This is a genomic window from Butyrivibrio sp. DSM 10294 (genome assembly GCF_028539135.1).
Taxonomy (GTDB): Bacteria; Bacillota; Clostridia; order Lachnospirales; family Lachnospiraceae; genus Butyrivibrio.
Genome location: NZ_JANSWL010000078.1, coordinates 86,362 through 111,403, shown reverse-complemented (window position 1 = coordinate 111,403; position 25,042 = coordinate 86,362). Strand labels below are relative to the sequence as shown.

The 25,042-nt window shown below is 43.6% G+C and carries 21 protein-coding genes and 1 other RNA gene; 18 read left to right on the top strand and 4 right to left on the bottom strand.

The window, feature by feature from the left end:
* Positions 1-93 precede the first annotated feature (93 nt).
* From holA to NXH67_RS11230, 4 genes are all read left to right on the top strand, one after another.
* Positions 94-1,119 carry a DNA polymerase III subunit delta gene (holA, locus tag NXH67_RS11245; RefSeq protein WP_272797434.1) on the top strand — a complete coding sequence of 342 codons (1,026 nt, stop codon included), beginning with the start codon at positions 94-96 and terminating at the stop codon, positions 1,117-1,119.
* Between the two features lie 57 nt (positions 1,120-1,176).
* Positions 1,177-1,797 carry a DUF1653 domain-containing protein gene (locus NXH67_RS11240; RefSeq protein ID WP_022777045.1) on the top strand — a complete coding sequence of 207 codons (621 nt, stop codon included), beginning with the start codon at positions 1,177-1,179 and terminating at the stop codon, positions 1,795-1,797.
* A 7-nt stretch (positions 1,798-1,804) separates the two neighbouring features.
* Complete coding sequence (locus NXH67_RS11235; protein ID WP_022777046.1) at positions 1,805-2,830, top strand: glycosyltransferase family 2 protein; 1,026 nt, start codon at positions 1,805-1,807, stop codon at positions 2,828-2,830.
* A 121-nt stretch (positions 2,831-2,951) separates the two neighbouring features.
* Positions 2,952-3,662, top strand: coding sequence for a phosphatase PAP2 family protein (locus tag NXH67_RS11230; protein ID WP_272797433.1), 711 nt, complete (start codon positions 2,952-2,954; stop codon positions 3,660-3,662).
* Between the two features lie 82 nt (positions 3,663-3,744).
* Here NXH67_RS11230 and NXH67_RS11225 read toward each other — a convergent pair whose 3' ends face one another.
* Entirely contained in the window at positions 3,745-4,728 is a 984-nt protein-coding gene (locus tag NXH67_RS11225) for a diacylglycerol/lipid kinase family protein (RefSeq protein ID WP_272797432.1), read from the bottom strand.
* Between the two features lie 157 nt (positions 4,729-4,885).
* Here NXH67_RS11225 and glyA point away from each other — a divergent pair, with 157 nt between their 5' ends.
* Both glyA and NXH67_RS11215 read left to right on the top strand, forming a co-directional pair.
* On the top strand, positions 4,886-6,124 hold the full coding sequence (glyA, locus tag NXH67_RS11220; RefSeq protein ID WP_022777049.1) for a serine hydroxymethyltransferase: 1,239 nt from the start codon (positions 4,886-4,888) through the stop codon (positions 6,122-6,124).
* 890 nt (positions 6,125-7,014) lie between these two features.
* Positions 7,015-8,295: a glycoside hydrolase family 3 N-terminal domain-containing protein gene (locus NXH67_RS11215; protein WP_272797431.1), complete on the top strand. Its 1,281-nt coding sequence runs from the start codon at positions 7,015-7,017 to the stop codon at positions 8,293-8,295.
* Between the two features lie 35 nt (positions 8,296-8,330).
* Here the strand turns inward: NXH67_RS11215 and NXH67_RS11210 are convergent, their stop codons facing one another.
* Positions 8,331-9,212 carry a YitT family protein gene (locus tag NXH67_RS11210; protein WP_272797430.1) on the bottom strand — a complete coding sequence of 294 codons (882 nt, stop codon included), beginning with the start codon at positions 9,210-9,212 and terminating at the stop codon, positions 8,331-8,333.
* A 67-nt stretch (positions 9,213-9,279) separates the two neighbouring features.
* Positions 9,280-10,056 (bottom strand): PHP domain-containing protein, encoded by a 777-nt coding sequence (locus NXH67_RS11205; protein ID WP_272797429.1) that lies wholly within the window; start codon positions 10,054-10,056, stop codon positions 9,280-9,282.
* 134 nt (positions 10,057-10,190) lie between these two features.
* Here NXH67_RS11205 and NXH67_RS11200 point away from each other — a divergent pair, with 134 nt between their 5' ends.
* The 3 genes from NXH67_RS11200 to NXH67_RS11190 all read left to right on the top strand — a co-directional run bounded on the left by NXH67_RS11200 (position 10,191) and on the right by NXH67_RS11190 (position 13,514).
* On the top strand, positions 10,191-11,315 hold the full coding sequence (locus NXH67_RS11200) for an SGNH/GDSL hydrolase family protein (protein ID WP_022777053.1): 1,125 nt from the start codon (positions 10,191-10,193) through the stop codon (positions 11,313-11,315).
* Positions 11,316-11,349: 34 nt separating this feature from the next.
* Positions 11,350-12,714, top strand: coding sequence for an MATE family efflux transporter (locus NXH67_RS11195; RefSeq protein WP_272797428.1), 1,365 nt, complete (start codon positions 11,350-11,352; stop codon positions 12,712-12,714).
* A gap of 80 nt (positions 12,715-12,794) precedes the next feature.
* Positions 12,795-13,514: a DUF3592 domain-containing protein gene (locus NXH67_RS11190; RefSeq protein WP_272797427.1), complete on the top strand. Its 720-nt coding sequence runs from the start codon at positions 12,795-12,797 to the stop codon at positions 13,512-13,514.
* Here NXH67_RS11190 and NXH67_RS11185 read toward each other — a convergent pair.
* The gene (locus NXH67_RS11185; RefSeq protein WP_272797426.1) at positions 13,490-14,314 is read right to left on the bottom strand and encodes a hypothetical protein; all 825 of its coding nucleotides are present in this window, start codon (positions 14,312-14,314) and stop codon (positions 13,490-13,492) included. The genes NXH67_RS11190 and NXH67_RS11185 overlap by 25 nt on opposite strands.
* Positions 14,315-14,488: 174 nt before the next feature.
* On the opposite strand from NXH67_RS11185, the gene thrC reads away from it, so the two are divergent.
* From thrC to ssrS, 9 genes are all read left to right on the top strand, one after another.
* Complete coding sequence (gene thrC, locus NXH67_RS11180; protein ID WP_022777057.1) at positions 14,489-15,982, top strand: threonine synthase; 1,494 nt, start codon at positions 14,489-14,491, stop codon at positions 15,980-15,982.
* A 10-nt stretch (positions 15,983-15,992) separates the two neighbouring features.
* Positions 15,993-16,361 carry a hypothetical protein gene (locus NXH67_RS11175; protein ID WP_022777058.1) on the top strand — a complete coding sequence of 123 codons (369 nt, stop codon included), beginning with the start codon at positions 15,993-15,995 and terminating at the stop codon, positions 16,359-16,361.
* A gap of 22 nt (positions 16,362-16,383) precedes the next feature.
* On the top strand, positions 16,384-17,757 hold the full coding sequence (locus NXH67_RS11170) for a citrate/2-methylcitrate synthase (protein WP_272797425.1): 1,374 nt from the start codon (positions 16,384-16,386) through the stop codon (positions 17,755-17,757).
* 168 nt (positions 17,758-17,925) lie between these two features.
* Complete coding sequence (locus tag NXH67_RS11165; RefSeq protein ID WP_272797424.1) at positions 17,926-20,232, top strand: DUF3160 domain-containing protein; 2,307 nt, start codon at positions 17,926-17,928, stop codon at positions 20,230-20,232.
* 95 nt (positions 20,233-20,327) lie between these two features.
* Positions 20,328-21,686 (top strand): CapA family protein, encoded by a 1,359-nt coding sequence (locus NXH67_RS11160; RefSeq protein ID WP_272797423.1) that lies wholly within the window; start codon positions 20,328-20,330, stop codon positions 21,684-21,686.
* Positions 21,687-21,806: 120 nt separating this feature from the next.
* Complete coding sequence (locus tag NXH67_RS11155) at positions 21,807-22,085, top strand: HU family DNA-binding protein (protein ID WP_022777062.1); 279 nt, start codon at positions 21,807-21,809, stop codon at positions 22,083-22,085.
* A gap of 145 nt (positions 22,086-22,230) precedes the next feature.
* Positions 22,231-22,890, top strand: coding sequence for a deoxyribose-phosphate aldolase (gene deoC / locus NXH67_RS11150; RefSeq protein ID WP_022777063.1), 660 nt, complete (start codon positions 22,231-22,233; stop codon positions 22,888-22,890).
* A 24-nt stretch (positions 22,891-22,914) separates the two neighbouring features.
* The gene (locus tag NXH67_RS11145; RefSeq protein WP_272797422.1) at positions 22,915-24,741 is read left to right on the top strand and encodes an aminopeptidase P family protein; all 1,827 of its coding nucleotides are present in this window, start codon (positions 22,915-22,917) and stop codon (positions 24,739-24,741) included.
* A gap of 86 nt (positions 24,742-24,827) precedes the next feature.
* Positions 24,828-25,035, top strand: a non-coding RNA gene (gene ssrS, locus NXH67_RS11140) — 6S RNA.
* Positions 25,036-25,042 lie beyond the last annotated feature (7 nt).

The window sequence follows — 25,042 nt, the reverse complement described above, 5'->3', positions numbered from 1 at the left end:
ACATGGAAATTGGTCAAATAGTCAGTTGTTATTGGTCAGCCAACTTGCTAAAATATTAGGGATATTATTACAACCATTTGGAAAAGGAATAAAATGCCGGCTAAAACGTCAGACTTTCAGGTAAAGCAAAAACAACTAAACGATGATATCAAGAACGGGGTTTTTAAGCCTTGTTATCTTATCTGTGGTGAGGAAGCCTATCTGAGATACCAGAACAGGGACAAGCTTCTCAAGGCTCTTTCCGCGGATGCTTCTTCCATGAATTTCACAAGATATGAGGGAGACGGCATCAATCCTCTTGAAATAATCGATATGGCAGAGACAATGCCTTTTCTTGCGGATAAAAGAGTACTGCTTATAGAGGACAGCGGCTTTTTCAAAAACGGATGTCCTGAGCTTGCGGATTACCTGAAGAGTCCTGCTGAGTCTGCAGTCATAATATTTGTGGAAAAGGACCTGGATAAGAGGAAAGATATTTATAAGGCCCTCAGTAAGACGGGCTTTGAGATAAGCTGTGATGTACAGGATGATCAGATGCTTATCAGGTGGATCCTTTCCAGAGTCACTTCCGAAGGAAAAAACATTTCACCCGGTGCTGCGTCTTTTTTCCTTGAGAGAGTGGGAACGGATATGTCCAATATCAGCACGGAGATTGAGAAACTTGTGTGCTATTGCATGGACAGAGACCGCATAACGGAGGAGGATATCGAGGCAGTCTGCGCCAACTGGCTTACCAGCCGCATTTTTGCCATGACTGATGCCATTGTTGAGAGGAATCAGAAGAGAGCCATCGATCTTTATTATGATCTGCTGGCACTTAAGGAGCCTCCTGCCAAGATCCTTGCACTTATCACAAGGCAGTTTAATATCATGCTGCAGGTCAAGGAGATGACAGACAACAGGCGTGATAAGGGAAGTATCGCAAGTGCACTTAAGATTGCCCCTTTTCTTGTCGGAAAATATCAGAACTGGGCCAGAGGATACAGCAATCAGGAGCTTATGGATGCTCTGGAGCTGTGTGCCTCCAATGACGAAGCGGTCAAGACCGGCAAGCTGGATTATGTCATCAGTGTCGAAATGGTCATAATAAAATGTACAACGGTCAAAAAGGTGGTTTAAAAAAAACTGACTTAAGGTTATACTAAATAAATGTGTATTGATTTAGGAGGTTATAAGGTGGAAAGACCGGTTAAACCAAGCCCACAGGAGTTATACAGGCATTTTAAAGGAAATCTGTATCAGATAGTTACAGTGGCCACTCATTCCGAGACCAGGGAAGAGATGGTGGTATATCAGGCCTTGTACGGTGATTACAAGATATATGTACGTCCGCTTGATATGTTTATGTCCAAAGTGGACAGAGTAAAATATCCTAACGCCGTTCAGGAATATAGATTTGAGAAAGTCAGCCCTTCCAAGGAGGTTTCCGTTAAGGAGTTGAATGATACTTCTTCCTTCGAAACACCTTCAGGAAAAAGAACTTTTGAACAGGCCAGAGAGGACTTCAGGAAAGAACCATATAAGCCCTCGCAGGTTATGGCCAAGACAGCCGATGAGGAAGCCAGTGAGCTCAATCTTGATCCGCTGGTGATCAAATTCCTGGATGCAGACCTGGCAGCGGAGAAGAACGATATTTTATCCAAGCTTCGCCCCATAATAACCAATGATATGATAGACATAATGGCAATGTCTTTGGGCGTTGTTGTGGAGAAGGGGGATGTGTACGATCGCTTTAACGATCTTCGTACCTGTCTCAGTGCCATAGAAAAATTTGAAAGCAGTAGATTAAGGAGTTAAGAAACAAATGAAATTACTTTCAGTAGCAGTACCTTGCTATAATTCAGAAGCCTACATGGAGAAATGTATCGAATCTTTGCTTCTCGGTGGAGAAGAGGTGGAGATTCTTATCGTAGATGACGGATCCAAGGACAGAACTGCAGAAATCGCAGATGAGTACGCAAGAAAATATCCTACGATCGTCAAAGCAATTCACAAACCCAACGGAGGACACGGTTCTGCTGTAAATGCAGGTCTTGAGAATGCCACCGGACTTTATTTCAAGGTTGTTGATTCCGACGACTGGGTAAAAGAGATAGCTTACAGAAAGATCTTATCAACTCTTTCAGAGCTTTCAGGAGGGGAGAAGCCTCTTGACCTTCTTATCAGTAACTTTGTATACAACAAGGTTGGAGAGAAGAGACACAAGGTAATGCGCTACAACACCATGTTCCCCATCGAGCAGCTCTTTACCTGGAAGGATGTTAAGAGAACTCCAAAGGGACATTATCTTCTTATGCATTCCGTAATCTTTAGGACCAAACTTCTTAAACAGTGTGGTCTGAGACTTCCGGAGCATACCTTCTATGTTGATAACATTTATGTTTTCAATCCGCTTCCTTTTGTTAAGAACATGTATTATCTTGATGTTAATTTTTACTATTACTACATTGGAAGGGAGGATCAGTCCGTTAATCAGAAGATCATGCTTTCAAGAATCGATCAGCAGATCCGTGTAAATAAGCTTATGATCGATTACTATGTAGAGAACTATGGCATGATCCGTTCTCAGCGAGAGAGACATAAATACATGTTTAACTATCTGGAGATCATTACAGCTATTTCTTCAGTGCTTCTTATCACTGAGGATACTCCTGAGAACCTGGCTAAGAGAAAAGAGCTTCTTCAGTACATCAAGGACAAGAACTTCCTTCTGTATATGAAGATCAGATACAGCATTGAGGGCACCTATATTTACCTGCCCGGAAAAGGCGGAAGAAAGATAACTCTTGCAGGCTACAAACTGTTGCAGAAGATCTTCCACTTTAATTGATAACGATAATATGATATAATTTATCTTTGTAGATGATCATAATCTACTTGAGGAGTAATGCGATTTAGTGCAAGAGCTGACATAATTACATATACAGTTTCTTTGCAATGAGGATTTATTTATGAAAAAACTATACGAGAAGTGGGCCGGAAGACCGTTTGACAGAGATACGGTGTCTGATCTTTTGAAGCTTGCGACACCGATTTTTGTCTATGCGCCTATTTATCTTATCTGGTTCATTTGGATAGAGCATCACAGATTTTCGCATTATGCGATAATCCACACGCAGCTCGATGACCTTATTCCCTTTGTGGAAGCGTTTATTGTTCCTTACTACATGTGGTTTTTGTATGTTTCGGTAACACTGCTGATACTTATGTTTAGCTTTGAAGTGGAGGATTATTACAAGAATTTCTTCTTCCTGGCTACAGGAATGACGATATTCCTTATTATTTCAACCCTGTTCCCGAACATGCATCACCTTAGACCTGTAGTAATGCCAAGGGACAATTTATTTACACACCTGGTCCTTGGAATATACAAGGCCGATACACCTGCCAACCTGTGGCCCAGCATTCATGTTTACAATTCAATCGGAACCATGATCGCCATTCAGCGCAGCAGGAGATTTAACAAGACAGCCAAGGTGATCGGACATATCATAGGAGCATCGATTATCCTTTCAACAGTATTTGTTAAGCAGCATTCCGTTTATGATGTTATTACTGCCTTTATCATGGCAACGATTTTCTACTATGTGTTCTATCACACATCACTGGTGGAGAGCTTTTGCAGGAAGAGGCAGGAGCGGGTTGCTTACAGATACAACTAAGATTATCATAACAAGAATATCAGAAAGAGCATGAGATATTACATCCCATGCTCTTTCTTACTGTTGATATTGGTATATGCACTTAGCTCATAAGCTGAAGTTTTTTGCGGAGACACTCAAGTGTGATGTTGTCGGATTTAACCGATACTTCGCCGTCTGTGTGAACCCACATGGGTTTATCTGTCTTGATGGTGATCTTATCCGTGAGATAATGATCAATTCCTCTTATCCAGTAGTGATGTCCGAAGAAAACAAAGGGGAGAGCGCCCAGCATCTTGAATCTTCCCAGATTACCAGCCATGCAGATATCAAAAAGTCCGTCTGTGAGATCCGCTTTGGGAGCAAATTTGAAGCCTCCGCCTTCATAATGATGAATCATAGCTGTTATAACGATGAAGTGATCAAGCTTAACAGTATTTCCGTCGGCAAACTTTACTTCGCAGGGAATCTTCTCAGCACCCAGGAGCTGCTTGATGGCAATGGTTCCATAGGTGAGCTTGCCAAGACCTATTTTGTTAAAAAAGTTCTTGGTTCCGGAGGAGAGGGCCTCTTCGCATACGGCGGCGTCAAAGCCGATTCCTGAACTTACGTCAAAGAGTCTTGTATTAAGAATATGCTCGTCATGAAGACGCGACATGTCTCTGGACATGGCATTGTAGGTGAGTTTACCAAGGTCAAGATGACGTCTGACCTTGCCCTCAACTATTCGGTTCAGCAGATCGTCGATATTCTTGGGATAATCCAGATCCCTTGCAAAATCGTTACTGGAGCCGATGGGAATATAACCCAAAAGAGTGTTGTCGAAGTCTTTGATACCGTTAATGGCTTCGTTTAGTGTGCCGTCGCCGCCCATAACGACGATTTTTTTTGGAAGCTCATGGCCTTTCTTTTTATCGTCGGCGATTTTCTCCGTTATCTGAGATGCAAGCCTGGTTGCATGTCCCGGACCTTTGGTATAAACCACCTGGTATTCGATTTTCTTTTCTATGAAACGTTTTTCAAGATTGTCCCAGATTTCTTTTCCTTTTCCCGAGCGGGCAGAAGGATTAACAATGCAATAATACATATCATTCCCCAACTTTTCTTTTGTTAATTATTAAATTAATACAGTTATTATAGCATTTTTTACGAGAGTGTGTTACGATAAGCGGGATGTTGCTTTAGTGCATTAAATTGAAAAAATATAATAGTATTAATCTATCTTTTTCAGGAGGGAATGGAAAATGTATTCAATTGATGAACTTAAAAAAGTGGATCCTGAGATAGCAGCTCTTATCGAAAAGGAAGTTGCACGTCAGAACGATCACATCGAGCTTATCGCTTCAGAGAACTGGACCAGCAAGGCAGTTATGGCCGCAATGGGCAGCCCCCTTACCAACAAGTATGCTGAGGGCCTTCCGGGAAAAAGATATTATGGTGGATGCTATGTGGTAGACGAAGTAGAGAACATAGCAAGAGACAGAGCCAAGAAGCTCTTTAACTGCGATTATGCCAATGTTCAGCCCCATTCCGGAGCTCAGGCCAATCTGGCTGTTCAGTTTGCTCTTCTTCAGCCCGGTGATACCATCATGGGCATGAACCTTAACCAGGGCGGACATCTTACCCACGGCAGCAGTGCCAATATTTCAGGAACCTATTACAAGGTAGTTCCTTACGGTGTAGACGAGAACGGTGTTCTTGACTACGAAGAAATGTACAGACTTGCAGTAGAACACAAGCCCAAGCTTATCATTGCCGGTGCTTCCGCATACTGCAGAACCATTGATTTCAAGAAGTTCAGAGAAGCAGCAGATGCCTGCGGCGCTGTACTTATGGTTGATATGGCTCACATAGCAGGTCTTGTGGCAGCAGGTGTTCATCCGAGCCCATTCCCATATGCTGACGTTGTTACCACAACAACACATAAGACACTCAGAGGACCCAGAGGAGGACTTATCCTTTGGAACCAGGCTGCACAGGATAAATTCAAGTTCAACAAGGCCGTATTCCCCGGAATACAGGGAGGACCTCTTGAGCATGTTGTTGCAGCCAAGGCTGTATGCTTTAAGGAAGCTCTTTCACCTGAGTTCAAGACCTATGCTGAGAATGTTGTTAAGAATGCCAAGGCCCTTTGCGATGGCCTTATGAAGAGAGATATCAAGATCGTATCAGGAGGCACTGACAATCATCTGATGCTGGTTGACCTTACCAACTACGGTCTTACCGGTAAGGAGGTTGAGGCATGGCTTGACGATGCTCATATCACCGCCAACAAGAACACTATTCCAAACGAGCAGCAGTCTCCCTTCGTTACAAGTGGTATCCGTCTCGGAACACCTGCAGTTACAACCCGTGGCATGAACGAGGAAGACATGGACAAGATCGCTGAGGCTATTGCTATTGTTATCAAGAACAAGGGCGAGAAGAACGACGAAGCCCGCGCTATTATCAAGGAGCTTACAGACAGATATCCCCTTGATTGAAATTGATTTAATATGATCAGATGACAATGGGACGGTTTTTATACCAGTGGGGACGGTTCTGTTTGGTAAAGTTTTGTCTGCAAAACTTTACCAAACAGAACCGTCCCCACTGGTATAAAAACCGTCCCATTGTCATCCCCTCAGTCAACTGTTGGCATAGATCATTAAAAATTCTGTAAATATATCATTTGCTATTTTTGGGGGATGTTAAGTGTGTGAAAACAGATTTTGCATTATCACGGCATTTATAACAGCTGAGAATGAATCTGCATAATTGTGTATAATGTATATTCAATTAGAATAATACACAGATTATTTTACAATTATGGCCTAATAATCAAAAAACATTAATTTTATTGCAAAAATGTATTGACAACTTAATGCCGGGTGCTATAATGAGTACATCAAGAGAAAAGAAACACAAATACTTCTCTAGCCAATATGTCGATTTGGGGAGAAAGAAAGGCAGGTATGGTCCAAAGGGATAGTTAATTAAAATATTCAGGGAAAGGATGGTACAGACCACCAGACTACTAAAAAGGTTTTTTAAAAAGATTTAGAGTTTTAAAAGTATTCAAACGAAGTATTAGGAAATAAGATCCCAAAATACAGCATTTCAAGTACATGAGTAGTGGCTAGGACAAACGTAACGGTTTGCAACCACAGCATATGAATGCAAAAGTAAATGGAACGAATTGGCTGAGAAGATCGGAGGACGGTCCATTGGACGGAATAAACAAGGAAATTGAAGATAAGTACTCGGTATGAGGGCAGAAGCAGGTAATATAGATGAAGCTTCTGCCCTAGTTTTTTGTCTTTTTTATCTCAAGATCAGGCCATTTTATGTTAAAATAGAACAGTAGAAATTAGTTTTGTTTGACGGGGATAAAATGGGTAAATTTGAAGATCAGGATTTAGATGAGAAAAGACTTCGCAGGAGACAGAGGAGGAAGAGAAGCCAGCTGATGGCGGCTATTACTCTTGCTGTCTTTTTATTGCTTATAATTTCGGGAGCGGCATTTGGCATACACTATCTTAAGGGGATTCTTAAGGATAAGAAAATCGTGCAGGAGGTACAGGAGGCTGCAGCTGCTGAACAGTCCAGCCAGGAGATAGTTATTGAGACGCCTCAGGAAGAAGAGGAAGTCCCGGAACTGTCTGAGGAGGACCTTCTGGAGGAAATAGTAGATACCTGTATTTCAGAGATGCCGTTGGAGGATAAGGTGGCAGGATTGTTCATCGTAACTCCGGAGCAGATAACAGGTGTTGAGACGGCGGTTAAGGCCGGAAGCGGAACCCAGGATGCTCTTGCGCAATATGCAGTTGGAGGAATATCCTATGCAGCCAAGAATATCAAGTCAGAGGACCAGATAACCGATATGCTTAAGGCTACAGTATCCATGAGTAAATATCCTATTTTTACCATGGTTTCCGAAGAGGGCAATATTCAGTCAGCCATAACCTCCTCCATAGATACTGTTGGAGCGGATGAGATCACTGATGTAGCATCTGCAGAGCAGGCAGGCTCCAAGATCGGAGCTGTTATGTACAAATACGGATTCAATATGAATCTGGCACCGACAGTAGTGTTATCAGAGGACAATCATTTCGGAGCGGACCCCGGTGAAGCCGGAAACCGTATGACATCGTTCATAATAGGACTTAAGAGTCAGGGCATTAACAGCTGTGCCAATTCTTTCCCGGTATCAGCTGATACAGATGAAGAGACCCTTTCTCAACTGACCAAAGAGGATCTTGAGGCAGGGGCATACATACCTTTTAAGAATGCTATTGAAGGGGATAATCTTACGGCAGTGCTCGTTGGCAATGCGGTACTTCCTAACATTGCAACTGATTCATCTCCCGCAAGTCTCTCCGAGACAATGATAAATACAGAGCTTAGAGGGAACCTTGGTTTTAACGGAATCGTTATTTCCGGACCTTTTAATGACAAGGCTATAACAGACAGTTATCCTGCAGACAGAATTGCAGTGCAGGCTTTGAGTGCCGGAGCGGATATGATTTACCTCTGCAGTGATTTTGAAGCAGCCTACAATGGCCTTCTGGAAGCAGTTAAGAGTGGTGAGATATCCGAGAGCAGGATTGATGATTCCCTGAAGCGTATATACAGGATCAAGTACGCTGACAGAGTTGATGAGATAACAAATTGATAGAAAAGGACGGCCATGGCCGTCCTTTTCTGCTATTAATCTCTGGGCTTCATATAGAAGTTACCCATAATTTCTTCTGTTCTGACTGAATTGATAAATGCATTTCTGTCAATCTCTTTGATCTTGGGAATAAGCTTTCTGGTATCAGAAGCGCTTACTATCGAGTAAACAATCTTTTTATTCTTATGTGCAAAAGAACCTTCGCCGTCAATAAGTGTGGCACCGTGTCCGCAGGTTGCGTAGATGAGAGAACATACTCTGTCGGGCATGTCGGTAATGATAAACAGGGTTCTCTGCTGATAGGTCTTGTACAGTACGTGAAGCGCCTGAGTTGTTACATACTGGAATATCATGGAATAGAGCGCTTTGTCCCAACCAAAGACGATACCTGCAACTGTAAGGATGACGATATTACCTGCCAGAATATAAGGGAAGGCATCAATTCCTTTTTTCTGTGACAAAAAGATTGATATGAAATCTGTTCCGCCGGAGGTGGCATCCACCTTAAGGCACATGGTAATGGCTATTGCGTTTACAATACCTCCGAACACAGCCACAAGAAGCGGATCATGTGTCACCTGGAAGGATGGGAGAATATCGACGAATACACCGTTGAAGAACACCATTATCATTGAGAACAGGGTGAACTTCTTGCCGATATATCTGTAGCCGATATAGACGGGAATCGCGTTGAGGACAATGTTTATCGGAGTATACAGCAGGTTGATGCCAAAGTACTTGCTGAATATTCGCTGTGTGATGATGGTGATTCCCTGGGCGCCGCCTGGATACAGTCCTCCTGCATTGATGAAGGTGTTGATGTTAAACGCCATGAGAAGAGCTGACAAAAGAACGACCACCAGTCTGAAGAAGTCTTTTTTGAGCGTCGTTTTGATACTTTTTTCTGATGAATCCATATATTACCCCATATTTTTAAGTATTAATATAATTTAAGTATACAATAAAGTAGGTTCAATGGACAAATCACAAATTATCGTGATCTATAACCGGCAGAACAGGCGGCTGTGTTACCGTAGTAAGTTCACTTGTAGCTTCAACGGAAATGAATTTTTTTGCCTCGGCTGCATTTCTTTTCTGAACAGGAGTGCCGTCTCCTGCCTTGAAAGCTCTGACAAACTCGGAGATTGAACCAATCTTGTAGGGGAAACTTGTTCCGCCCATGTCTTTCTGACCCAGAAGATGAATATCAGAGCCGCCTGTCATCAGGAAATCATGCTCTTTGCCAAAATGGTAACCAAGAGCGTTCTGATAATCCGGGTTGGCTGCATTGTAGCATTCTATTCCATCGCATACAGAGGGCATAAGGTGTATTGCGGACAGATAGTCCCTTTCTCTGTAAGGGTGAGCCTGAACCATAATGCCGCCTGCTTCGTGAACCAGGTCTCTTACAAGGCATCTGTCCCTTTCCATGATCTCAGGGTGGGCAAGAAGCCATTCTTTATCTATTCCGTAGAGAAGGTATTCATCCCCCTGGAAGTTATATTCTATTCCAAACATTACGGTAAAGTCGCGGCCTTTGGCTGCTTCAAGGGCATGCTCATAGCCGCTGCAGTACATCTCGACTCTTTCGCTCCAGGGAAGGTCTGCCGGTACGCAGCTGTTGCCGGTAAAAAAGTGATCGGTTACGATCATTCCGCTGTAACCAAGATCTATCATATAGTCTATGTAGTCTTTACCCGGAGTTTTGCCGCATTTGCTGGCTTCCACAGTGTGAAGATGAGTCTCGTATACGTAATTCATGTTTTATCCTTTTCCTTTTTTTGATTTTGACCAATGGATATTATAACACAGTAAAAAAGGTTGAATATGCGCTTTTTTTTGAAACGAAAAGCAATATAATAAAATATAATGCTTAGGTCAGAGAGGGAAAAAAGATGGGAGAGTTAAGGTATTTTGCGGTAAATGATATTGAAGACAGAAATATAAATATCTACGGAAGACTTGGCAGGGTAAGACAGCCCTTGCCGCTTCTTTTTAACGGCAGCGCCGTTGAGATCAGGGTTTCTGGCTCCGACTTATGGATCGAGGTGGAGACGGACAACGACTTCCATGAGCCATGGGTTGCCTATGAGTTGAACGGAGCACTTATGGGGAGACAGATGCTGCTTCCGGGAAAACACAGGATCTGCCTGTTCAGAAACATGGATCCCGCCGGAATTAAGACCGTGAAATTCTACAGAGAGCTTCAGGCTATGAGCGAGGATGAGAAATGCAAGGTTCTGGTTCACGGCTTTGAACTAAACGGCGAATTTCATGAGGTGAGAAAGCTCACAAGAAGACTTGAATTCATCGGAGACAGCATCACCTCCGGAGAGGGGAGCTACGGCGCTGTTACAGATACAGACTGGCTTGCCATGTATATGAGCGCCTCCGTGAACTATGCTGTTATGACGGCCAAAGAGCTTGATGCTGACTACCACATTCTGTCCCAGGGCGGCTGGGGAGTATTCTGCGGTTGGGACAATGATCCAAGGCACAATATTCCCAAGGTATATGAGAAGGTCTGCGGTCTTGTGACAGGGCCTCTTTCTAAGGAACTTGGTATGGATGAGCCCTATGACTTTACATCCTGGCAGCCCGATGCTATAGTTGTAAACTTGGGAACCAATGACATTACTTCTTTTTCACAGCCACCTCTTGTAAATCCTGAGGATGGCAAGACCTACAAGATGAGAAGAAATGAGGACGGATCCCTTAACAGGGAGGACGAGCTCAAGGTAGAGAATGCAGCGGTGAATTTCCTGAAAATGCTCAGAAAGAACAATCCCAAAGCCCATCTGGCCTGGTGCTATGGCATGCTGGGATGTGATCTGAACCTTACAATCACTGAAGCAATAGCGAAGTACAAGGAAGAAACAGGGGACACCAATGTATCCTTTTTCCAGCTTCCAAACACCACCATGGAGACCTTCGGAGCTCATATGCACCCCGGAAAAAAGTCCCATGAGAATGCCACAGCAGCTCTGACGGCGTATCTCAGGGAGAAACTAAACTGGTAACTAAAACCGGTATTGATATAATTGAGGATTTTTTATGGCCCAGACAGCATCAAAAAAGTTTTCCAGGGACATGACTGAAGGCGTACCCTATAAGCTTATTCTGTCCTTCATGCTTCCCATGATGATGGGAAACATCTTTCAGCAGTTTTATAATATCGTGGATACAATAATCGCAGGAAGATTCATAGACGCCAAGGCACTGGCTGCAGTTGGATCCACCGGCTCAATTACCAATCTGTTCTTTGCACTTGGTAACGGTCTTGCGACAGGAATCGGAATTTTGATATCTCAGAATTTCGGAAGCGGCGATATGAAAAGTGTTAGGAAGGTGATAACCAATGCTTTTGTTATGGTGAGTGTCACAGCGTTGTTTGTGGGATTTCTTGGATTTAGCCTGTCGGGATATGTGCTCAGGAACCTTCTGAAAACTCCTGCGGATATCGTGGATTCCGCCACAGCCTATATGGCCATTACCTGCATAGGTTTCATAGGAACAGCTCTTTACAATACGATTTCCTATATTATGAGAGGTGTGGGAGATTCCAAGACACCTCTGTATTTTCTTATAGTATCCAGCTTTCTCAATGTTTTTATGGATCTTTTGTTTGTAATATATTTCAAGATGGGAGTTGTGGGACTTGCGCTTGCCACAATTACGGCGCAGGCTCTGTCTGCCGCAGGCTCCATTGCATATGCTTTTTGGAGAAATCCTGTCTTTAAGATTGAGAGAAGCGACTGGAAACTGGATCCGGATGTTATCCGCAAGTGCTATACCCTTGGAGGTTCAATGGCACTTCAGAGCGGACTTATTGCGCTGTCCTTCGTTATCCTTCAGAGAGTTATCAATTCCTTTGACTCTATTGTTGTTGCTGCTTTTACCACCACCAGCAAGATTGAGAACATTGTCAATATGCAGTTCAAGGCTCTTCAGGATTCGCTGTCTACCTACACCGGTCAGAATATCGGCGCCAAAAAAGGTGACAGAGTCAAACAGGGCTTTAGAAGCGGCATGATAATGATGGTTATATATGCTGCGGTGATGATATCTGTTATGATGCTTTTCAGCGATATGTTCGTGAAAATATTCATTGATGGTTCGGAGACCGAGATCATAAGCTTCGGATCAAAAGCAATGAAGATCCTTTCTATATTCTATCTGCCACTTGGAGCAATCTATGTGGGAAGGGGAATACTCAATGGGGCAGGAGATGCCAAGTTTCCGCTTATCTCAGGAATAGCCGAGATGACGGGAAGAGTAATATTCCCCGCATTTCTGTGTTCGCTTCCTTTTCTCGGAGCCTGGGGACTGTGGGTTGCAACGGGAGTTACCTGGACTATAGTGGGAGTTACAGCCATTGCCAGATATAATATGAAGGATTGGAGAAATGGACTGTTTTAATTTGTGGGATCAAAGCTTTGAAATATAAGCTTATGAAACTAGAATTAAGAAAAAACAGGAATGGAGAAAGTGATTTAAGTATGTTTAATAAAGAGAATTTTGTTGGGACTATTGTTGGATCAGTGTTATTAGCTCTTGGCTTGATTTTCTTTGGTGTCGGAATTTTTATATCCGTTTTTTTCCATAATTTTCAGGCAAACGCTGTTGAGATAACCGGAGTTATATCTGACATAGAGGTTGAAACCAGAACGGTTCATAGAGACGGAAGAAACAGAAAAGAGAAAACTTATTACACCTATGTGGATTATACTTACGAAGGCAGAGCCTATGAGCATGTAAGTTACGGTTTTTACACTACCGGAATGGAAGTTGGAGATGAGGTGCAGATTCTTTTGAATCCCGATGATCCTTCCAAGATCATGGCACCCGGTATGAATATCATTGGATATATATTTGGCGGAATAGGTTTCGTATTTGCAATAGCAGGAGCCATCATAGTAAGTATCGTCGTGGCTGCGAAAAAGAAAAAAGAGAGACTGCTGCAAAATGGCTGGATTGTACAGGCCATAATTACAAATATTACCGGAACCGGTAACGCTTTTAGCAGGAGACAGCGACCTATTGTTGTATATGCAAACTATGTAGAGCCATCAAGCGGTGCGGAATACCGTTTTGTCAGCGAAGGATTATACAACGTAACTAATGATGTCAGAGCCAGATTAAATGTGGGCTATCCCGTAAATGTATATGTGGAGCCCGGTAATTTCAGAAATTATTACGTTGATCTGGGTGTCTGCTGAAGTTCATAAATTTTAGTTGAAACCTTAAGTTTAGTGTAAATATCGGCATATTGGGATGGAGAAAGATCTTCCACGTAGTTAAGTTGGAAATTTTTCTTTATCCCATTTTTTTTGAGAATATCAGCGGCTTTATTATAGGCGATGGCTGCCTCGGCTTCTGTGTTGTACTTGCCGATCACATAATTACTCTTGACATGTATTACGCTTTTGTAGCGGATGAAGCCTTTTTCGGCAAATTGCCTTACACCTCTGTATCTGTTCAGAATGATGATGTTTTCATATCTAAGGTCTGTACTGTCATCATTGGCAAAGCGGTAATCTCTTCCTTCCACGGCATAGCTCTTGATCCCGTAGCGGGCAAGGACGGACAGCTGACTGCCGTAGTCCGCAACAAAAAGATGACGTCCTCTTTTCATGATCTTATGAGAAGAGTAGTAAAACAGATCCTCTATATCGAATTTGTAGACAAGCGTTGGAGACAGATAATAAAAGAAGTATTTCTTTTCAAGATAAATAGGATTGGAGATGTACATGCCCTTATCCCTGAAATTAATAAGGCACACGCACTTATCAAAGGGAAGGTACATATTGGAGTTGTATGAAGAAACAACAAAGTCAGGGTCCGATAATATGTGACGGGCTTCTTTGTAAACAACGGCAGCAGTGTTCGCATCGGAAAAAGACCCCAGGGAAATATGCTTTCCGCCGTGGGTGATGGAGGCTCTGAAGGAGGGAGTACCGTCCTTCAGGGCAGTTTCGTAGACGCCGATATTGCGGATCTTACTTATCTTTTCTGCCATCTTTACAAACCTTCTGTTTAGTGCTTTAATAATTCAAAGTATTAAAATGAATGGTAGATATTTTCGTGGGTATTATGGTATACTGATTACTCAAAGGGCAAAATCTTACCTTGAAAAATCTATAATTATCGCTATATCAATTAATATTTTACCAATAAATGAGGAGTGAAAGCAATGGCAAAGGAAGTTTTGTACAGCAGTACCAGAGGAGCAAAAGGACAGATCAAGGCGTCTGAGGCGATTCTCAGAGGTTTGGCACCGGACGGAGGATTATATGTTCCGGATCATATTCCCACCCTTGAGAAGTCATTGAGAGAATTAGCACAGCTTGATTATCAGGGCACAGCCTATGAGGTTATGAAGCTTCTTTTGACGGATTATACTGAGGAGGAACTCAAATACTGTATCTCACACGCGTATGATTCCAAGTTTGACACAGAGGAGATTGCACCCTTGTCAGAGGCAGGTGGAGCATATTACCTGGAGCTCTATCATGGAGCAACCATTGCCTTTAAGGATATGGCTCTTTCAATTCTTCCATATCTCATGACAACAGCTGCCAAGAAGAACAACGCCAAGAATGAGATCGTTATTCTTACAGCTACATCCGGAGATACAGGTAAGGCTGCACTTGCAGGTTTTGCAGATGTTCCAGGCACAAGGATCATTGTTTTTTATCCCAAGCACGGCGTAAGCCCCATACAGGAACAGCAGATGGTTACACAGAAGGGTGATAACACCTGTGTTATCGGTATCGAAGGAAACTTTGACGATGCCCAGACAGGCGTTAAAAAGCTCTTTACAGATCCTGAGCTTGCCAAGGTTATGGATGAGAAGGGCTTCCAGTTCTCTTCAGCCAACTCCATAAACATCGGAAGACTGGTTCCTCAGATCGTTTATTATGTTTATTCTTACTGCAAGCTCCTCAAGGAGGGCAGAATCGCCGACGGCGACAGCATCAATGTAGTTGTTCCCACAGGTAACTTTGGAAACATTCTTGCGGCTTATTATGCCAAGAACATGGGTGTGCCTATTGCAAAGCTTATCTGTGCATCCAATTCCAACAAGGTTCTCTTTGACTTCTTCATGTCAGGAGCCTATGACAGAAACCGTGAGTTTGTGCTTACTTCATCGCCTTCAATGGATATTCTTATCTCTTCAAATCTTGAGAGACTTATCTATCACATTGCAGGAGATGATTCAGCAGCAGATGCAGCTTACATGAAGGACCTTTCCGAGAACGGCAAGTATGTTATCACAGATGAGATGAGAAGTAAGCTCACAGATTTCTATGGTAACTTCGCTTCAGAGGAAGAGACTTTTGCCACCATCAAGAAGCTTTTTGAGGATGCAGGATATCTCATCGATACACATACAGCGGTTGCAAGTGCTGTTTACGACAAGTATGTTAAGGACACCGCAGATAAGACCGTAACAGTTATTGCTTCCACAGCAAGCCCATATAAGTTCACAAGAAGCGTTATGAATGCCCTTGGCAAGGGCGATGAGAGCAAGGATGACTTTGCTCTGGCAGATGAGCTAAGTGCTGTTTCAGGAATTGCTATACCCGAGGCAGTTGAATCCATCAGAACCGCTGAGATAAGACACAAGACGGTTGTGGAAAAGAGCGAGATGGAGAGCGCAGTTAAGAACTTTCTTGGAATCTAAAGGATGATTTATGGATACATACAGCAATATTTTTGATATAGCCATCGTTCTGGGCGGTATTTACATGATTTATGCTGCTCAGATGATGAAACTTAATGATATAATAAAAGTAGGCGTTATTTTGCCACCTACAGTGAATGTACACACTCTTACCGACAGAGAGGCTTTCAAGAAATATGCTTACCCAAGGCATCTGGCAGAGGGGATGATCTTGGTGCTTCTGGGAATGGTCGGCATAGGACTGGATCTATACGGATACGGCATTTATCATGCCATTATCTATGCGGTGGTCCTTGTGGTGTGGATAGTATTCTATCTTTCGGTTGAGAGGGGAAAGAGAAGATTTTACAGTCAGAATAACAAGAAACAGAAGAAATGAATATTCCCGACAGGAGGTGCGTATGGATTTAGGTAAAGGTTATTACTCGGAAAACACACCGGAGATTGTTGAACTTTCTAACCTTTCGAGAGAAGCAAATCTTATTGAGAATGAACTTTTTTTGAAGTATGACGTAAAAAGAGGACTTCGAGACCTTAACGGAAAGGGAGTCCTTACGGGGCTGACTCGTATATCCGAGATTGTAGCCAAGAAAGTGGTTGACGGCGTGGAGGTTCCCGCCGACGGAGAGATCTTTTTCAGAGGCTACGATGTTCATAAGCTTATTGACAATGCAGTTGCAGAGAACAGATTTGCATTTGAAGAGTGTGCTTATCTGCTTCTTTTTGATAAGCTTCCCACAGGTAAGGAACTGTTTGAATTTGAGAAGCTTCTTGGTATCTACAAGAGTCTTCCTCCCAGCTTTGTTCGCGATGTTATCATGAAGGCACCCAGCAGGGATATGATGAATACTCTGGCAAGAAGTGTCCTTACACTGTATTCCTATGATGACTATGCAGATGACGTTTCACTTCCAAATGTGCTGCGTCAGTCACTGCAACTTATCAGTATGTTCCCACTGCTTGCTATCTATGGATATCATGCTTACAACCATTATCATGAGGGCAATTCTCTGTTTATCCACCCTCCGAGAGAGGAACTGGGAACAGCAGAGACAATTCTGTACCTCTTAAGGCCTGATAGCAAATATACGGAGCTTGAAGCCAAGCTTCTTGATATCTGCCTTGTGCTTCATATGGAACACGGCGGCGGTAACAATTCATCCTTCACAACCCATGTAGTTAGCTCCAGTATGACGGATACCTATTCCGTTATCGCAGCGGCAATAGGGTCTCTTAAGGGACCACGCCACGGCGGTGCCAATATTAAGGTTGTTCATATGTTTGATGACATTGAAGCTAATGTCAAAGACTGGAAGGATGAGGATGAGGTTGCAGCATACCTTGATAAGATCCTTAATAAGGAGGCTTTTGACAAGGCTGGACTTATCTATGGAATAGGACATGCCATTTATTCCAAGTCAGATCCAAGAGCAATGATCCTTAAGAGCTTCGTCGAGAAGCTGGCAGTGGAGAAGGGCAGGGAAGACGAGCTTGCACTCTATGAGATGGTAGAGCGCCTTGCTCCCAAGATCATCAGCGGCGAGCGCACCATGTACAAGGGCGTAAGTGCCAACGTGGACTTCTATTCAGGTTTCGTTTACAGAATGTTGGATCTCCCTGAAGAGCTGTATCCCACCATATTTGCCATGGCACGTATTGTTGGCTGGAGTGCCCACAGAATGGAGGAGCTGGCCAATAACGGCAAGATCATTCGTCCTGCGTATATGGCTATTGAGCCCCGCAAGGAGTATAAGCCGATGAAGGACAGACAATAATTTAATATGACTACGAAGGATGCTGTCTTTTTGCAGGGCGGCATTCTTTTTTGTTGCACAAGGCCGGCAGGCGAATTCGTTTTGCGCTTCTTATCTGTAATATATATATAAGGACATGTGTTATAATGGATAAAGTCTAAGTTTTAAGACATTCAGAGGAGGACAAAAATGACAAAAAGAATGTTGGCAGTTTTACTGGCAGCTTCCATGACACTGGGTGGCTGCTCAGCTTTAGGCAATCAGGAAGTACCGATAGAGGATGGCGCTGTGGAGGCTTCAAAGTCCAATGATGAGTTATCGCAGGCATCCACTGACCAGACAACCGACCGGGCTACTGATGCAACATCAGAAGATGTATCAGATCAGGCAGATAACATTACGATGGATACCACCGCGCATGGTGTATATGCGGTAGGAACATCATTTTTGGGAGACAGCGAAGAAATCTATTATGATAAGAACCTTGTACCCTCTGTGGAACCAATGACCATCGCAGATGACTTTTCAAACGTTTATGTTGCAGAGCGCTTTGATTATTTGCTGGATCCCAGTAATGAAAGTCAGTATAACCATGTAAAGGACCGCATGAATGCACTTAAGAACAACGGATTTTATGTATCTACAAGTGGCGATGAGGAATTCTTTGATATCTATGAGTACAACAGATATTGCATGTTCCCAAATTTTGTCACTGTAGATTCGCTTTTACATACTTATCACCTTTACTTTGCGCATCTTCTTGAAAAAACCGAAGAGAACTATCTGACTTCGAAGCTTACTTCTCTTACGGATGCCATGACAGCAGAGGCAGAGAGCGCTTATTCGGAACTTAAGGGCACTGAGTGGGAAAGTGCAGCCTTTAGAAATCTTATCTTTTTCTACACCGCAGAGCTTATTCAGAATGATGGAAATGCCACAAGCCTAATGGATAAAGAGGCTCTTGATACAGCAAAAGGAGAGTACGACAAGATAATGGCTGCGGGCAATATTGAGAAATGTCCGTTGACAGATGAGTATGAGGACTACACTCAGTACAAGCCCAGAGGTAACTATACTAAGAGCCCCGAGCTTGAAAAGTATTTCCGCACAATGATGTGGTACGGAAGGATTGGCTTCGTTCTTAAGGATGAAGATCAGGTAAGAAGCAGTATCCTGATAAGTGCGGCTATTTCCGGGAATGAGAGCTCTTGGAGTGAAATTTTTGACATCACTTCATTTTTTGCCGGTGCATCCGATGATCCGGGATATGCTCAGATGAAGGAGATATTAGTCAAGGCTTATGGCAAGATCCCGGAGATCTCTGATATGAAGGATAATTCTTCAGCTTTTGATACGGTTTTGGCAGAGCGTTTAAATCTTGGTGTTCCCCAGATCAATTCGGTTCCCGTAGATGAGGGAGATAACCCGGTTATTCCAACCTTCAGATTTATGGGACAGCGCTTTACCATTGACGCTGCGATCTTCCAGAGACTCATGTACAAAGAAGTTGAGGAAAATGCAAACGGTGAGAGAAGAAGTCTTCCGGATACTCTTGATGTTCCCGCAGCCCTTGGATCACAGAAGGCCTACGAGATCCTGAAGGAGGAAGGTTCCACCGATTATCCCAATTATGATGAGCAGCTTGCAAAGGCAAAGGCTATGTTTAACAACGATGATCCTGTTCTTTGGAATTCAAGTCTCTATGCGGGATGGCTGAACATCTTAAGACCTCTTTTGGAGGAAAAGAAGGAGGGGTATCCTTCCTATATGCAGTCTGATGAATGGACCAGGAAGAATCTTGAAACCTTTGCAGGTTCCTATGCCGAGCTTAAGCATGATACCATTCTTTATGCCAAGCAGGCCTATGCCGCGGAGATGGGCGATGGCTGGGAGGATGAGCCTGATGACAGAGGATATGTGGATCCTCAGCCCGTTGTTTACAGCAGATTCGTATTCCTTTCCGAGAAGACAAAAGAGGGACTTTCAGCAAGAGGAATGCTTGCTGCTGAAGATGCCGAGAACCTTGATAAGCTTACAGAGATAGGAAAAACTCTGCTTACCATTTCCGAAAAAGAGCTGACGAATAAAGAACGCACCGACGGTGAATATGAATTTATCCGTGAGTATGGCGGTTATCTTGAGCATATCTGGTACGATGTAAACAAAGACAGCATTGATGATCTTTTTGAGAGCAACCAGGCTCCCTGTCCGGTAGTTGCTGACATTGCTACAGATCCCAAGGGCACTGTATTGGAGATCGGCTCCGGAAAAGCTGACAATATCTATGTGGCATTTCCCATGGATGGCAAGCTCCATATCGGAAGCGGAAGCGTATACAGCTTCTATCAGTTTGAAACCCCGATAAGTGACCGTCTCACCGACGAAGAATTCAGGGAAAGACTGGACGGCGGCCATATGGATGACAACTGGAACTGGGTTAAATCAGAGCCTGCTCCCGACAGGGCAAAATGGACACTGAGCTATCGTGTGGATTAAAAATGCATAAAAATAAATTTCTAAAAAATCAATATTTTTGGCTACTGCTGCTTTTTACGGCGGCAGTAGTTTTTTGCATCACGATTTTCCTGCGTTTGGGAAAAGGGATACCCCTTCATGTCAGGTGGAATGAGACAAAAAGGTATACCGGGAGCGGAATTGCCGGAATACTGAAGAATAAAAAGCTTGTTGTGACGCTTCCGGGAGGCGAAAAGCTATGGGAATCGGGAAAAGAATACAAGATACAGGATTTTCTTTTTTCCGACCTTGACGGAAACGGGCAGACGGAGATATTACTTCTTCTCTGGAAGAAGGGGATATACGGAAAAGCAAGGCCTTTCTGGATTACGGATAATGAGGATGACAGGTATTCACAGCATATTTTTATCTATGAGATTTCCGAAGATAACGAGGTGAGACAGAAGTGGTGCGCTTCTTACATAGGCGAAGAAATGACCAGGATGAAGCTCATGGAGCAGAATGACAAGATCCTTCTTACCGAGCGGATTTCCGGTAACAGCACCCTCTGGATATGGAATTCATTTGGAATCAAGAGCATCAAAAATGATGTGAAACTTGTTGCTTTTGGAGACAATCTGATCCACAAGGAAATATACGAATATGCCAATATGAAACATGGCGGAAACTATGATTTTTTGTATGAGCCTTTTGTTTCGGAAATTCAGAGCGCCGACATAGCGTCAATACAGTTGGAATCCATACTTGTGAATAATGAGGAGGCTGTTGGAGGTTATCCTTCTTTCGGATCTCCCATGGCAGTTGGGCAGGCAATTGCAGGTGCCGGCTTTGATGTGGCTGTATGCGGCTCCAATCATGCGCTGGACAGAGGAATTACCGGCATTGACGACACTGTCTCTTTCTTTGAAAAAGAAAATATTCTTACTCCGGGGGTTCAAAAGAGCAGCGATACTGAGTATAAGCCCTATGTGATAAAGGCCTGCAACGGCATGAAAATCGCACTTTTTTCCTACACCTACGGAACCAACGGGTATGATGCGAAGGATGAATATCCATACATTGTACACTATCTTCCGAGCAGCCAAAAGGAGAGAGCCAAGGTGCTGGAAGATATGGAAACAGCCGGAAAAGAAGCTGATATTCTCGTGGTTTTTGCCCACTGGGGTGAGGAGTACCAGGCGGAAGTGTCCAAGCAGCAGGAAGAGCTGGCAGAGCTTTTTGCAGAGGGCGGAGCAGACATTGTTATCGGAACTCATCCTCATGTGACCCAGAAAGTAGAAGAAAAAAATAGGCCTGACGGTAAAAAAATGCTGATTTTTTACTCTTTAGGGAACTTCAGAGCCTATCAGGGACTGCATGATAATACAAAAACAGGCCTTGAAGCCATAATTTACCTTGAACACAGCTATGACGGCGTAAGGGTGAAAAGCTACGAAACAAGGGATGTTGAGGCTTTTGTTAAGCATTCGGAATAATGTGAATAAAAATGCGTTTGACAAGGTACACATTCTGTACTACGCTAGTAGAGTAGTTTGTGACTTGCGGGGGACTTGCAAGTACACATGCAATCACAAGTATGAGAAGGGAGAATCAGAATGAACAAGACAGAATTAGTTGAAGCAATCGCAAAAGAGACTGGCCTTACAAAGGCTGCATCAGAGAAGTCTGTAAAGGCTTTCGTTGACGTAGTTACTAAGGAACTTAAGAAGAAGGGCAAAGTTCAGCTCGTTGGCTTCGGTACATTTGAGACCGCTAAGAGAGCAGCTAGAACAGGTAAGAACCCTCAGACAGGCGCTGCAATCAAGATCCCTGCAGCTACAGTTCCTAAGTTCAAGGCTGGTAAGGCTCTTAAGGACGCTGTAAATAAAAAGTAATTCATGACTTTCAAGGCCGCAGCCATTGTGCTGTGGCCTTTTTTCGTGCCCTTCTTTGCAAAGTTGCGCGACTATGCTTATGGGGATATAATGGTCTATGCATGAGAAACGATAGTTTTTTAACTATAAGAGAAAGGATAGAGCTATGGAAGAGAAAGATATTTTGAAACTCATTGATCACACACAGCTTCAGGCTGATGCTAAATGGGAGGATATCGTAAGCCTTTGCGATGAGGCTGTTAAGTACGGCACAGCTACTGTCTGCATTCCTCCCACATATCTTAAGAGAACACATGACAAATACGGCGATGCACTCAAGCTTTGCACGGTAATTGGATTCCCTCTTGGTTACAGCTGCTGCGCATCCAAGGTTGTTGAGGCACAGGAGGCCATCAAGGACGGGGCATCAGAGATTGATACCGTAGTTAATATCAGCGATGTTAAGAACGGCAGATTTGATGAGGTTAAGAAGGAACTTGAGGCAATCCGCAAGGCTTGCGGCGACAAGCTTCTTAAGGTTATCATCGAGACCTGCTACCTCACAGAGGAAGAGAAGATCGAGCTCTGCAAGATCGTAACAGAGGTTAAGGCTGATTATATCAAGACTTCTACAGGTTTTGGCTCTGCAGGCGCCACACTCGCAGATATCGAGCTTTTCAAGAAGCACATCGGCCCTGATGTTAAAATCAAGGCTGCCGGTGGGATCAGAACCATCGAGGATGCCAAGGCATATGCTGAGGCAGGCTGCAGCAGAATCGGTTCATCCAAGGTTGCTCCTCTTATCGCAGCAAAATATAATCTTTAATTGAGCTGGGAGTGCAAAATTTTCATGTCTTACGAAAATACAGTTATAAAAGAAAGGCTTAAAAACCTGCGTGCCAAAATGCAGGAAAACGGCATAGATTATTACATGATGCCTACCTCAGACTTCCACAACTCAGAGTATTCCGCAGACTTTTTTAAGGTAAGAGAGTACTTCTGCGGTTTTGACGGCTCCAACGGAACCCTTGTTGTGAGTAAAGACCATGCCGGTATGTGGACTGACGGAAGATACTTCATCCAGGCTGAGAACCAGATGAAGGGTACAGGGGTAGAGCTTTTTAAGATGATGAATCCCGGCGTTCCCACAATAGAGGAATTCCTGGAGAAGAATATGAAGGACGGCGAGAGCCTCGGTTTCGACGGAAGGGTCATTTCCACCAGTATCGGTGAGAAGCTGGAGAAAAAGCTGTCTCATAAGAACGTTACCTTTAAGATTGAAAAGGATCTTGCGGAAGAAGTATGGACAGACAGGCCGGAACTTCCCTGCCACGATATGTATGTTCTTTCTGACGAACTCTGCGGTAAGAGCTTTGCCGAGAAACTTGCGGATCTTAGAAAGGCTATGAGTGAATATGGCACAACTTCACATCTTCTCAGCAAGCTGGATGACATCATGTGGCTTACAAACTTAAGAGGAAATGATGTGGAGTGCAATCCGGTTGCTCTTTCCTATGCCTATGTGACAGATTCCGAATTTGTTTTGTTTGTTCAGGCAAAAGAGGTTACACCTGAAGTTAAGGCATACTGTGACAGAGTGGGTATCGTGCTTAAGGACTATCATGAGCTCACTGCTTTTCTTACAGATATTAAGTTCTTCGGGGATGTTCTATATGACAAGAGAAATACCAATTTCCTTACCTACAAGGCTCTTGTGAATAAGGCCAAAGAAGCCGGAGTTGAGCTTAAGAACCAGAAGAACCCCACCGAGCTGATGAAGGCAATCAAGAACGAGACTGAGCTTAAGAATATCCGTGAGGTATATCTTAAGGACAGCGCCAAGCTCACTGAGTTTATTTATTGGGTCAAGAAAAATGTGGGCAAGATTCCCATGACCGAATATTCAGCTGCAATGAAGCTGGATGGCATGAGAGCGGAGATTCCCGGATTTATTGAACTGTCATTTCCTACCATCAGTGCTTACAATGCAAATGCCGCTATGGCGCATTATGAGGCTACTGAGGATAACTGCGCGGAGGTTAAGGCAGAAGGAATGCTTCTTGTTGACTCAGGAGCTACCTACACAGGCGGCACAACTGATGTGACAAGAACAATTGTTGTCGGTGAGATTTCCGGGGAGATCAAGAAACATTACACAGCTACAGTTGCAGGTATGCTGCAGCTTGCTGGGGCCAGATTCATGGAGGGCTGCACCGGAAGAAACGTTGATATTTTTGCCAGACAGCCTCTGTGGGATATGGATATAGACTACAACCATGGAACAGGTCACGGAATCGGCTATATGCTCAATGTCCATGAGGGACCTCAGAACATCAGATGGAGATTTGCTCCCGGAATGGAGGAAGCTCTTTTACAGCCCGGAATGATCGTATCCGATGAGCCCGGTGTATACATTGAGGGAAGTCATGGAATCCGTATCGAGAACATCGTTGAGGTCGTTAAAAGAAACGAGAATGAGTATGGCAAATTCTACGGCTTTGATCATCTGACCTATGTGCCCATCGATCTTGAGGCCATAGATACAGCTTATATGAAGCCTGAGAATGTGAAGGCCCTCAATGATTATCATGCACGTGTGTATGAGAAGCTCCTTCCTCTTATCGAGGATCAGGAGGTCAGAGAATGGCTTAAGGAGGCCACCAGACCCATAAATTAAATTGCTATTAAAATAGTGTTAAATTGCGGGTAGAGCCTTGAAAAAAGCCACGTCTTGGATATAATAGAGTTAGAAACTACTTAGTAGTTTTCCTGGGATGTCCGACACCTCCTGTGTAATTTGAACCTACATTACTTTAAACGGGACTCCTACATCATCAATATAAATGTCACGCCTTCGGCCCTGCGCATGCGCAGACCAGCTATGGGAGAGGAAGACAGGCATATTGGTTGCGGTAACCCACCTGGCGTTAGCTAGGAGTCAAATAACAGGAACCGGCACTCTGGGACCAAATTGGAAA